The sequence below is a fragment of the Sphingomonas oligophenolica genome, assembly GCF_039522915.1.
Lineage (GTDB): Bacteria > Pseudomonadota > Alphaproteobacteria > Sphingomonadales > Sphingomonadaceae > Sphingomonas > Sphingomonas oligophenolica.
In genome coordinates this window covers 146,049-157,536 of the sequence record NZ_BAAAEH010000022.1, presented here as the reverse complement: position 1 = coordinate 157,536, position 11,488 = coordinate 146,049, and the positions used below count along the sequence as shown (strand labels likewise).

Here is an 11,488-nt window from a genome sequence, read left to right as displayed (position 1 = left end):
TGAATTTTCGTCTTCCCGCGCGGCCGGCAGTTGAATTGCACCCGTTCCGGCGCGATCACGCCGGCAAGGGGCTCGGATCATGTCGCCACGGATGCGCATCGTTCACCATCGCCGGCGCAGCGCCGTGATCGGGGCGGCCTTTTGCTGCGTGTCAGCCCTGGCCGGCCCCGGGGCGCAGGCGCAACAGGCGGCGATGCCCCAGAATGTCCAGCATCAGGAAGAAAACGGCGAAATGCTGAAGCGCCGCCAGGCCGCGATCACCGGCGCGCTCACCTATAACAGCGACGCCAATGCCGATCTCGCCGGTGGCGCCGATCGCGGGGCGGCGTATCTCCAGCGCATCGGCCTGATCGGCGATGCCGATCTCGACCGGCTGATCGGCTGGCACGGCGCATCGGCGCATGTCAGCGTTCACTTCATCAGCGGTACCGGCCTTTCGGGCAGCCGGGTGGGCAATGTGCTGACCGTCAGCGGCCTGGAAGCGGAACCGGCGGCGCGCCTGTTCAACCTGTGGGTGGAGCAGAAGCTCGGCGCGCGGGCAACGCTGCGCGTCGGGCAGTTCACCGCGGGCCAGGAATTCGCGATCAGCCCGACCGCCGGGCTGTTCGTCAATTCGACCTTCGGCTGGCCGGCCAGCTTCGCCACTGACCTGCCGAGCGGCGGCCCGGCCTATCCGCTGGCGGCGCCCGGCCTCCGCCTTGCCGCCATGCCGGGCGACGGCCTGACCGTGCGGCTGGCGGTCTTCGCCGGCGACCCGGCCGGGCCCGGCTCGGGCGACCCGCAGCGGCGCGACCTGCATGGGTTCAACGGGTTCCGCTTTGCGAAGCGGCCGTTCGTCATCGGCGAAGTGTCGCGCAGCGCATCGGGGGACGATCCGGCATGGGCGCTGACGCTGGGCGGCTGGATGCATACCGATTCGTTCGACGACCTCGGCCTCGACGATCATGGCGGCTCGCTGGCGGCGCCGGCATCGACCGGAATTCCGCTCGAGCATCGCGGCGACCTGGCGGTCTATGCCATGGCCGATGCGCGGCTGTGGAAGTCGGGCGCCCGCGCGCTGCACGGCTTCATGCGCGCGTCGGCAAGCCCTGCCGACCGCAACCCGATCGACCTTTATCTCGACGCCGGGCTCTCGCTGGCCGCGCCGTTCCGCACCCGCCCCGGCGATACTATTGGTGTCGGCATTGCTGTCGCCCGGATTTCGCCGCGGCTGCGATCGCTGCTCAGCGAACGCTCAGCGGCCGATGGCGGACCGCTCGATGCGCCCGGGTTCGAAGGCGTGGTCGAAGCGACCTGGCAGCTGAAGTTCGGCGCGCATTTCTATCTGCAGCCCAATGTCCAGTTCGTCCTGCACCCCGCCGCCGCCTTGCTCGACGGAATCGCCGCGTCACGCCCGCCGCCGAACGCAGTGGTGCTCGGCCTGCGGACCTCGCTTCGTTTATAGGGGCGAACGGGAACCGTCCCCGTTCCGGCCGTCGGCCGACCCGCGCTCGATCAGCGCCTTGAGCCGGGAGAGATCCTTGTTGATCCAGCGGGCGTCAGCCGCGAACCTCTCATCATCCATGTCGGGCTGGCGGAACAGGGTGAGCATCACCTCGGCACCCTCGCCATTGGCGATCACGCGCAGCGGCACATGGATCGCGATGCCGTCGCCGGCTTCGACGACATGATCCATCACACCATAGTCGTTATGCGGGGTGAAGCGGATGCGGATCGGGCCCTCGGGGCCGGTCGCAACCCAGGCATCGCCGTCCTCGCGGAACTCGGACTCGGCCAACCCCGAGGCCCAGTGCGCGAAATAGTCGGGGCGCCAGATCTGTTCGTACAGCGCGCGCCAATCGCGCTTGATCGAGACACTGTAAGTGCGGGCGGGCAGCATGGCGGCGTTCCTGATATAAATGGCCTGCGGCAGCCATAGCGGCCGCCGTCCGAAGAGATAGAACAAGGTCCGGATGTTTAACCATGATATCGGTTTGCGCGCGCCATCGGCCCGTGGCTTCGTCGCGCCGGATTCGGGCACATGTGCCCGTCCTTCCCGTCACGTCTTCCCCCCGCAAGGAGGCAATATTGAGCGATACCCACGCCGTCAGCGACAGCGCCCCGGTCGACCAGCCGACCAGCACCGGCGCGAATTTTTCCTCGAACGACTGTGGCCAAACCTACGGATCGGCGCAGGGCACCGCGCCGCTGCTGCCCGAGGGCGGCTGGCTTGCCATCAACGGGAACACGGATCTGTCACAGTGCGTGGTCGGACCGAGCGACGCGTCGATCTCCCAGGCCTATGTCAGCAACCGCGCGCCGCTGCCGGCCAAATATGGCTATTGCATATGGGTTTATGGCCAGGGCCCGTCAGGATTCGATTCCGGACGGTTCGAACTGATTTTCACTGACCAGAGCAACAGCTCGTACAGCCTGACGCTCTTTTCATCGACGCCCGCCTGGCATTTTGTCGAATATAATTCGGACGCGCCGGGCATCACCCAGATCAGCTGGAAGCCCTGGCAAGGGCCTCTGTAACCCCGACCGCGTCGCGGCCCGCTTCGGTCACGACGATTCCCGTCGTGACCGAAGCGCAGCTCAGGCAGCGAACTGGTTCATCGTATTGTGCGCGCCGCCGGCCTTCAGCGCAGCCTCGCCGGCGAAATATTCCTTATGGTCGTCGCCGATGTCCGAGCCCGACATGTTCTGGTGCTTCACACAGGCGATGCCCTGGCGGATCTCCTGGCGCTGCACGCCCTTGACGTAGCCGAGCATGCCGGCCTCGCCGAAATATTCCTTCGCCAGATTGTCAGTCGACAGCGCGGCGGTGTGATAGGTCGGCAGCGTGATGAGGTGATGGAAGATGCCGGCCCGCTTCGCGCTATCCGCCTGGAAGGTGCGGATCCGCTCATCGGCCTCGTCGGCGAGATCGGTGCCGTCATAATCGACGCTCATCAGCCGGGCGCGATCATAGGCCGACAGGTCCCTGCCCTCAGCCGCCCAGGCATCGAACACCTGCTGGCGGAAATTGAGCGTCCAGTTGAACGAGGGCGAGTTGTTGTAGACCAGCTTGGCGTTGGGGACGACCGCGCGGATGCGGTCGACCATGCCGGCGATCTGCTCGATATGCGGCTTCTCGGTCTCGATCCACAGCAGGTCGGCGCCGTGCTGGAGCGAGGTGATGCAATCGAGCACGCAGCGATCCTCGCCCGTCCCGGGGCGGAACTGGTAGAGGTTCGACGGCAGGCGCTTCGGCCGCATCAGCTTGCCGTCGCGGTTGATGATGACATCGCCGCTGACGCCGTTCTCGGGGGTGATCTCCTCGCAATCGAGGAACGCATTATACTGGTCGCCGAGATCGCCCGGGGTGTGGCTGATCGCGATCTGCTTGGTGAGGCCTGCGCCCAGCGAATCCGTGCGGGTGACGATGATGCCGTCCTCGACGCCGAGTTCGAGGAACGCGTAGCGGCAGGCACGGACCTTCGCCAGGAAGTCCTCGTGCGGCACGGTGACCTTGCCGTCCTGATGGCCGCACTGCTTTTCGTCCGAGACCTGGTTCTCGATCTGCAGCGCGCAGGCGCCCGCCTCGATCATCTTGCGCGCGAGCAGATAGGTCGCTTCGGCATTGCCGAAACCGGCATCGATATCGGCGATGATCGGGACGACATGAGTCTGGTAGTTCTCGACCGCGTGGAGTAGCCGCTGCTCCTCGATCTGGTTGCCGGCCGCGCGCGCCGCGTCGATCTCGCGGAACAGCATGCCGAGTTCGCGGGCATCGGCCTGGCGCAGGAAGGTGTAGAGCTCCTCGATCAGCGCCGGGACGCTGGTCTTCTCGTGCATCGACTGATCGGGCAGCGGACCGAATTCGGAGCGGAGCGCAGCGATCATCCAGCCCGAGAGATAGAGATATTTGCGCTCGGTCGAGCCGAAATGCTTCTTGATCGCAATCATCTTCTGCTGGCCGATGAAACCGTGCCAGCAGCCGAGCGACTGGGTGTAGTTGGCGGGATCGGCATCATAGGCCGCCATGTCGCGGCGCATGATCGCGGCGGTGTAGCGGGCAATGTCGAGACCGGTCTGGAAACGGTTCTGCAACCGCATGCGGGCGACGGATTCAGCGTCGATCCCGTCCCAGGCGCCGTTCTTGCCCTGGATGAGCTGGCGGGTGGTGGCGATATGGTCCTGATAGGTCACGGCTTGTCCTCGCTTCGGTGTAGGCGTTGCGAGTTCTGTAACGAGATTTACAACCGATGCCGTGCCACAAGGCCTTCGGCGCAGGGTCTAGCTGTCAATATCCACTTTAAACATGAGTCATTCAGTAAAGAAATGACAATTTCAGTCGCCACCAAAGGTGAAGGGCGAGACGCCGCGCTCGCGGTCGTTGATCAGCAAGGCGCGGCCGAGGGGCGGGGCGGAACGTTGCGGGCAGGCGCTGCGCTGGCAGGCGCGGCAGCCGAGGCCGATCGGCGTCGCCTCACCCCTCAGGTCAAGCCCCCGCGCGACCGCCAGCCCGCCGCCGAGGTCAGCCGCGATGCCGAGCCCGACCGCAAACTCAGCCGGCACCGCGCCGTAGCGACGGCCCTGCGGTGTCACCGTCCGCGCCATGGTCAGCCAGCGGGCGCCGTCCTCGAGCTCGACCAGTTGCACGGCCAGCACGCCCGGCCGATCGAAGGCGTGGTGCAGGCGCCATAAGGGACAACGCCCCTCGGCCTCGGCCAGCGGCGATCCGCTCGCGCCGGAAAAGCGCTTCGAGGCCTGGCCGGCGCGATCGATCCGCACCAGGAAAAAGGGCAGACCGCGCGCGCCGACGCGCTGCAGGGTCGTGAGGCGGTGGGCGACCTGCTCGAAGCCGGCGCCGAAGCGGCGCTGGAGCAGCTCGAGATCATGGCCGGTCGCCTCGCAGGCGCGCAGGAAGCGGGCATAGGGCATCATCACCGCTGCGGCGAAATAGCTGGCGAGGTGGCGGCGGAAGAGCCGCTCGGCGGCACGATCGGCGAAACCGGCCCCTTTCGCGAGCGCCTCGATCTCGCCACGCGCCTCGATCTGGCCGAGCTGGAAGGCAGCGGCGAAGGTGCGCGATGCCGGATCGAGCGTCTCGCTCAACTGCAATTGCCGGGCATGAAGATCGAGCCGGCGCAGCAGATCGGGCATCACATCGACCGGCAGGATGCGGATGGTGAGCTGGTGCTTGACCCGGAGCCGCTCGGCGATCGCGCCGTAGAGATCACCCGCGCCGAGCCGAAGCTCGTCGGCCAGCGTTTCGGCAGCGGTGTCGAGATCGCCGAAATAGCCGCGCCAGCGCTCGATCTCGCGGCGCACCTCGGCCATCGGGTCGCTTGCCTCGGCCGGGCCGGCGCCCGAACCGAGCCGGTCATAGGCGCGCGCGAACGCCTCTGCCCCGCCGGGCGCGCCGGCCAGCCATTCCTCGAGTTCGTTGCGGTCGATCTCGAGATCGGCGAACATCGGGTCGGCGAGCCGCCGCCGCATCGCCGCATCGCCGCCACCGGGCTCGCCCGCCGCGAGCGCGCGCGGATCGAAATCGAAGCTTTCGGCGAGCTTCACCAGCAGCGACGCCGAGAGCGGTCGCTGGTTGCGCTCGACGAGGTTGAGATAGCTGGGCGAGATCGCCAGCATGTCCGACATGGCCGCTTGGGTAAGGCCGGCCTGGCGGCGCAGGCGGCGCACCGCGTGCCCGGCGAATAATTTGCGATCGGCCATCTTGCCCTTCCTTTGAACCGAACAAGTCCTGTCGGCCCGGCGTTGTCAACTCTTTACAGGAATACACCCTGCGGCGGGGCGGCCACCACAACACGACCTTCGCCATGCGAGGCCGAGCCTAACCCGGCCCTGCGTTCGCGGATATCGGATCCGACAGCGACTCCAGTGCCGAGCCGCGCAGGATAGGAAGCCGCAATGGCGGCGCCTGGAGAGTTTCCTGGGGAGGAAAGGATGCCCGCTGGAGGTGACTCCGGCGGGCATTTCCGTTCAGGCCGCTTTGCCATGCTCCCGGAACCACGCAGCAAGCGCCTCGACGGTGAGCTCCCCAGCCGCGAGCGCGAGGAAATTGGTGACCAGTTCGACGTCGTTGCACGTGAGTTGATGGTCGTTGAGCAGCAGGAAGGTTTCGCTCACCACCGCCGCTGTCCTTTTGTTGCCGTCAACGAACGGATGGTTGCGCGCAATCCCGAAGGCATAGCTCGCCGCGAGATCGGCAATGTCGGGATCCTCATAGACCACGAGGTTCAGCGGGCGGGCCATTGCACTTTCGAGCAGGCTCATGTCGCGCACGCCCACAGCGCCACCATGCTCGGCAAGCTGCTCGTTATGTGCGGCAAGTGCGACGGCCATGTCGACCCATCGCCAATCATGGGCCATCGGCTATTTCGCGAGTTCGCGGAGGGCGTTGCGGCGACGCTTCATCACTGCGCGCGCAACCTCCATCTGTTCAGCAAAGCCCTCGTCATGGCGCTGGATGTGAAACCCGTCGGGCGTTTCGCTCACATCGACTGAATCTCCCGCTTCCACGCCTAGCTTTGCCAGCACCTCCTTGGGGAGGATGACGCCCATTGAATTGCCGATCTTGATCAGCTTGAGCTTCTTCGCGGTCTTGAAAGGCATGTTCATACGGTTGTTATAACATCGACCTGCGGATCGTTTCAACCGCTGGTGCGCTCGTGCTCCTCAGCATATGGCGGGTAGAAAGGAGCCACGCATGTCGGCAACGAAACAAGGCGGCTCCAATTTCGTCATCTTTGCAGCGCTTGCCGCCAATCTCGGCATCGCGGTCGCGAAGTTCATTGCGGCGGCGATCTCGGGCTCATCGTCGATGCTGACCGAGGGATTCCACTCGATCGTCGACAGCCTCAACCAGGTGCTGCTGCTGTACGGCCAGCATCGCGGGCGGCGACCACCCGACGAGGCGCACCCGTTCGGCTATGGCCGCGAGCTGTATTTCTGGAGCTTTGTCGTCGCGATCCTGATCTTCGGGGTCGGCGCTGGCGTCTCGATCTACGAGGGAGCGGTGCATATCAGCGAGCCCGAGCCGTTGCGCGACCCGGTGGTCAACTATGCCGTGCTCGGTATCGCCTTCGCCATGGAGGGTAGTTCGTGGTTCTTCGCAATGCGCGAATTCGCTGCCGCCAATCGCAGGGGCGGCTGGTGGGAGGCGGTACGGAAATCGAAGGATCCGGCCGGTTTCATCGTGCTGTTCGAGGACAGCGCAGCGCTTGCCGGCCTCGTCATTGCAGCGATCGGCGTGTGGGCCAGCCAATATTGGAGCGATCCGCGGATCGACGGCGTCGCCTCGATCGCGATTGGCCTGCTGCTTGCCCTGGTCGCCGCGCTGCTCGCGCGCGAAGCCAAGGGGTTGCTGATCGGCGAGGGCGCCGATCCGGTGATCGTCGACCGGGTCCGCGCGATCGTCGAGGCCCGGCCGGAGATCACGTCAGTCAACCATGTCCGCACCATCCACACCGCGCCGGAAAGCATCTTCGTCGCGATCAGCGCCGATTTCCGCGATGCGCTGACAATGGGTGAGGCGGAGGGGCTGATCGAGGAGATCGAGACTGAGCTGAAGGCGGCGATGCCGATGCTTTCGTCAATCTATATCCGTCCCGAACGGCGCGAGGATGCGTCGGTGCTGAGGCCTGTCGCTTGAGATCGGGCTCCTAAGGCTTGGCCGGCTCGTCCGACGGCACCAGTTCGACCACGTCGAGGATCGATTCGAACCTGGGCCAGGGCAGCACAAGCCGCCAGCGCTTCTCGCCGACGCGTTCGACATAGCCGGCCATGTCGCGGCCCTCGTCATGGCCATAGTCGATCGGCTTGGTCTCGTCGCCGAACATCATCGTCCCGAGGAAGATCTGGCGCGCCTGGCCATCGGGAAAAAGCAGCCCGACCGGCCGCTGCGACCCACCGATCTTGTACAGGCTCGATGCTTCGCCTTCATCGGCGATCCGGCATTCATAGGGCGGATAGGCAGTGAAATCGCGGGTCGCTGCACCGTTGGCGCCAAGCTTGAACACCCGGCAGCGATAGCGCCCCGGCGGCGGCGGGGTGCCGTCAAGCGCGTGATCGGGATCGAACAGGGGCCCTTGGGCACTGAGCGCCGCATCCTGGCCAGCGGCGCGCACCCTGGCGAGCGCGGTCATCCAGGCATCGCGCCAGGTACGCAGCCGCTCGCGATCGCGATCGGTCGCGACCCGGTGCCAGTCCATGCTTGCCTTTTTCACTGACAAAGGCGGCGGCGGCGAAACGGGCGCCGGCGCCTCGACCATAGGCGCTGGCGGCGGCGCGGCGATCTCCGCGCGCTTGTGCGTCTTGCCGCCGCACCCCGCCAACAGCGCGCACCCGCACAACGCCGTGATGAGCCTCGTGACGGGGAAAATTCTGTTCAAGCGACCGGTTCTTTCTGTTCGCACCACAGCTAACCACGCCGGGGCGGACTTGCCAAGCGTCAGGCGGCCGTCCAGCCGCCATCGACAGAGAGATTTGCGCCGGTGATCGATTTCGCCTCGTCGCGGCACAGGAACAGCGCCAGCGCGGCGACCTGTTCGGGGGTGACGAACTCCTTGGTCGGCTGGGCCGAGAGCAGCACATCATTGAGCACCTGTTCGCGGGTCAGCCCGCGCGCCTTCATCGTATCGGGGATCTGGCCCTCGACGAGCGGCGTCCAGACATAGCCCGGCGAGATGCAGTTGACGGTGATGCCGTCAGTCGCGGTTTCGAGCGCAATCGTCTTGGTCAGGCCGGCAATGCCGTGCTTGGCCATCACATAGGCGCTCTTGTTCGGGCTCGCGACCAGCGAATGCGCCGAGGCGGTCGAGATGATCCGGCCCCATTTCGCCGCCTTCATATAAGGCACGGCAGCCTGCATCATGTACCAGGCCGAGGTGAGGTTGATCTTGATGATCGCCTCGAACTTGTCGGCCGGGAAATCCTCGATCGGCGCGACATGCTGGATGCCGGCATTGTTGACGATGATATCAGGCCCGCCGAGCTCGCCATGGCAGCGCCTGACCAGCGCGGCGATCGCAGCCGGATCAGTCATGTCGGCGGCGTCGTACAGCGCCCTGGCGCCGCTGGTCGCCTCGAGCGCGGCGCGCTCCTTCTCGATCGCAGCGGCATCGCCGAAGCCGTTGATGACGACGCTCGCGCCTTCGGCCGCGAACACCTTGGCATAGGCAAGGCCGATGCCCGAGGTGGAACCGGTGATGATTGCGCTCTTGCCCTTGAGGAACATGGGGGTCTCCATCGTTGAGGTTACAGGGTCGGCGGGCGCGCGGTGAGATCGAAGGCTGCGCTCTTGCCGGTCTCGATGTTCGCCGCGACCAGCCGCGCATTCGCCATGGTTTCGTTCACTGCCTCCTGCCCCGCCTGCCAATGCTCGCGCATCGTGCGGGCGGAGAACTCGAAGTCGCGCGAGCCGCCCTCCCAGGCATTGGTGCGGTAGATCAGCTGGACGAGATTGACCGGCTGCTCGCCCGAGCAGGCAACCAGCGCGCGCACATCGGGATCCTGCATCATCGCCTCGGGCAGCTTGGCGATCACCTTGCGCGCGATCTCGCGGTCCTTGCGGAGGCGCATGACCTGATCGGAAACCTGCCGCGTCCGGCTCGAGAAACGGATCTCCTTCTCGCGCGCGGCGACGTCCATGATCGTCCTCGGCCGTTCGGCCGCCGCGGCGAAAAGATCGACCTGGAAGACGAGGAGCTCATCGACCTGGTGATCGAGCACATGAGTCAGGGGCGTGTTCGAGACGAGGCCGCCGTCCCACCAGAAGCGCCCATCGATCTCGATCGGCGGCAGGCCCGGCGGCAGGGCGCCCGAGGCCATGATGTGGCGCGCGTCGATCCGCGTTTCAGTCGTATCGAAATAGGTGAAATTGCCGCTTTCGACATCGACCGCGCCGATCGAGAGCCGCACCGGGCCGCTGTTCAGCAAATCCCAGTCGATCAGTGAATCGAGCGTCTCGCGGAGCGGCGCCGAATCGTAGAAGCTGAGTGCCTCGGGCGTCCCGGGCGTCGCGAACATCGGCGAGACTGCCCGCGGCGTGAAGAAACCGGGCACGCCCGTCGCCATCACGAAGCCGGCCGACCATTCGTGCAGCCATTCGCGCAGCTGATCATTGGGGAAGATCGGAAAGCTCGGCAGCGCGCCGGTGACCAGATCCCAGAATGCCCTGAGCATCTCGACCCGCTTGTCCGGCGGATTGCCGGCGACGATCGCTGCGTTGACCGCGCCGATCGAGATGCCGGCGACCCAGTCGATCTCGATCCCGCTCGACGCGAGCCCCTCGATGACGCCCGCCTGATAGCTGCCCAGCGCGCCGCCGCCCTGCAGGACCAGCGCGACCGTGTCGGGCAAGGGCAAGGTATCGGCGTGGCGCTTCGGCCTGGCAGCGGGTTCGACATCGGCCATCGCATCGCCCCATGCGCTGCCCGCGCGGCGGGATCAACGACAGTTTGATGAAAAGAACATGACGCCCGCCGGACCCGGCTTGCAACCACCCGGGCCGCCGCGCATTCATGCCGCACCAGCAACGATCCCGAGGGACAAAGCCCATGCGGCTCGACGATTTCGATCCGAACATCAATGTCGAGGATCAGCGCGGCCAGGGCGGCGGCGGTTTCGGCGGCGGCGGCGGGGGCATGCTGTTCGGGCTTTTGCCTCTGGTGTTCAGCCGGTTCGGCTGTGGGGGCGTGGTGGTGTTGCTGATTGTGTTCGCCGTGTTCGGCGGCGGGCTGAACCTGCTGGGTGGCGGAAGCAACCAGTTGTCCGCACCGACCGAGCAGGTCGGCCAGCAACAGGGCCATGGAACCGACGCAGCCTCGAGCTGCACGGTCGATGCGGCGAGCAAGTCAGCCTGCAATGCGTTCAGCTCGGCGGACAAGACCTGGGCAGCGATCTTCCAGAAGAGCGGACAGCGCTTCGTTCAGCCCAAGCTCGTCTTTTACGGCGGCGAAGGCCAGTCGGGCTGCGGCGCCGCACAGAGCGCGATGGGCCCCTTCTATTGCCCGCAGGACCAGGGCATCTATCTCGACACCGAATTCTTCGGCGAGCTCGCCAACCGCTTCGGCGCGAAAGGCGATTTCGCGCAGGATTATGTGATCGCGCATGAATTCGGCCATCACATCCAGAATCTGCTCGGCACCTCGGATCAGGTCCAGCAGCAGATGGCGCACGCCAGCCGCACCGAGGGCAACAAGCTGTCGGTACGGCTAGAGCTCCAGGCTGATTGCTATGCCGGCGTCTGGGCAGCGCAGAATCGCGACCGGATCGAGCCTGGCGATCTCGAGGAAGGCATGACTGCAGCGCATGCGATCGGCGACGATACGCTGCAGCAGGAAGCGCAGGGGCGCATCGTGCCGGACAGCTTCACCCATGGGACCTCGGCTGAACGGGCCGCGTGGTTGAAGCGGGGACTGGACTCGGGCGATCCCGGGCAGTGCGACACGTTTTCAGGGGCGATTTGACGGTCGACGACCATTAGCCACAAGGCTGGGCAACG

The 11,488-nt window shown here is 65.9% G+C and carries 12 protein-coding genes; 4 read left to right on the top strand and 8 right to left on the bottom strand.

Features of this window, described 5'->3' with window-relative positions:
- The first annotated feature begins 79 nt into the window (after positions 1 to 79).
- Entirely contained in the window at positions 80 to 1,444 is a 1,365-nt protein-coding gene (locus ABD050_RS12020; protein ID WP_343889580.1) for a carbohydrate porin, read from the top strand.
- Here ABD050_RS12020 and ABD050_RS12015 read toward each other — a convergent pair.
- A complete protein-coding gene (locus ABD050_RS12015) occupies positions 1,439 to 1,879 on the bottom strand; it encodes a polyketide cyclase (protein ID WP_343889579.1) in 441 nt (146 codons plus the stop codon). The genes ABD050_RS12020 and ABD050_RS12015 overlap by 6 nt on opposite strands.
- 188 nt (positions 1,880 to 2,067) lie before the next feature.
- Here ABD050_RS12015 and ABD050_RS12010 point away from each other — a divergent pair, with 188 nt between their 5' ends.
- Positions 2,068 to 2,517 (top strand): hypothetical protein, encoded by a 450-nt coding sequence (locus ABD050_RS12010; RefSeq protein ID WP_343889578.1) that lies wholly within the window; start codon positions 2,068 to 2,070, stop codon positions 2,515 to 2,517.
- 60 nt (positions 2,518 to 2,577) lie between these two features.
- Here ABD050_RS12010 and ABD050_RS12005 read toward each other — a convergent pair whose 3' ends face one another.
- From ABD050_RS12005 to ABD050_RS11990, 4 genes are all read right to left on the bottom strand, one after another.
- Positions 2,578 to 4,173 (bottom strand): isocitrate lyase, encoded by a 1,596-nt coding sequence (locus ABD050_RS12005; RefSeq protein WP_343889576.1) that lies wholly within the window; start codon positions 4,171 to 4,173, stop codon positions 2,578 to 2,580.
- Between the two features lie 141 nt (positions 4,174 to 4,314).
- Positions 4,315 to 5,697 (bottom strand): helix-turn-helix domain-containing protein, encoded by a 1,383-nt coding sequence (locus tag ABD050_RS12000; RefSeq protein ID WP_343889575.1) that lies wholly within the window; start codon positions 5,695 to 5,697, stop codon positions 4,315 to 4,317.
- A gap of 267 nt (positions 5,698 to 5,964) precedes the next feature.
- Positions 5,965 to 6,327, bottom strand: a complete 363-nt coding sequence (locus ABD050_RS11995; RefSeq protein WP_425542446.1) for a type II toxin-antitoxin system death-on-curing family toxin — start codon at positions 6,325 to 6,327, stop codon at positions 5,965 to 5,967.
- Positions 6,328 to 6,357: 30 nt separating this feature from the next.
- On the bottom strand, positions 6,358 to 6,603 hold the full coding sequence (locus ABD050_RS11990) for an AbrB/MazE/SpoVT family DNA-binding domain-containing protein (RefSeq protein WP_343889573.1): 246 nt from the start codon (positions 6,601 to 6,603) through the stop codon (positions 6,358 to 6,360).
- Between the two features lie 88 nt (positions 6,604 to 6,691).
- Here ABD050_RS11990 and ABD050_RS11985 point away from each other — a divergent pair, with 88 nt between their 5' ends.
- The gene (locus ABD050_RS11985) at positions 6,692 to 7,636 is read left to right on the top strand and encodes a cation diffusion facilitator family transporter (RefSeq protein ID WP_343889572.1); all 945 of its coding nucleotides are present in this window, start codon (positions 6,692 to 6,694) and stop codon (positions 7,634 to 7,636) included.
- 10 nt (positions 7,637 to 7,646) lie between these two features.
- On the opposite strand, the gene ABD050_RS11980 is transcribed toward ABD050_RS11985, so the two are convergent.
- Genes ABD050_RS11980 through ABD050_RS11970 form a run of 3 tightly spaced genes read right to left on the bottom strand, consistent with a single transcriptional unit; the run spans position 7,647 to position 10,398 of the window.
- Positions 7,647 to 8,375 carry a DUF4893 domain-containing protein gene (locus ABD050_RS11980; protein ID WP_343889571.1) on the bottom strand — a complete coding sequence of 243 codons (729 nt, stop codon included), beginning with the start codon at positions 8,373 to 8,375 and terminating at the stop codon, positions 7,647 to 7,649.
- 59 nt (positions 8,376 to 8,434) lie between these two features.
- On the bottom strand, positions 8,435 to 9,220 hold the full coding sequence (locus ABD050_RS11975; RefSeq protein WP_343889645.1) for a 3-hydroxybutyrate dehydrogenase: 786 nt from the start codon (positions 9,218 to 9,220) through the stop codon (positions 8,435 to 8,437).
- 20 nt (positions 9,221 to 9,240) lie between these two features.
- Positions 9,241 to 10,398 carry a patatin-like phospholipase family protein gene (locus ABD050_RS11970; protein WP_343889570.1) on the bottom strand — a complete coding sequence of 386 codons (1,158 nt, stop codon included), beginning with the start codon at positions 10,396 to 10,398 and terminating at the stop codon, positions 9,241 to 9,243.
- A gap of 143 nt (positions 10,399 to 10,541) precedes the next feature.
- On the opposite strand from ABD050_RS11970, the gene ypfJ reads away from it, so the two are divergent.
- Positions 10,542 to 11,453 (top strand): KPN_02809 family neutral zinc metallopeptidase, encoded by a 912-nt coding sequence (ypfJ, locus tag ABD050_RS11965; RefSeq protein ID WP_343889568.1) that lies wholly within the window; start codon positions 10,542 to 10,544, stop codon positions 11,451 to 11,453.
- Positions 11,454 to 11,488 lie beyond the last annotated feature (35 nt).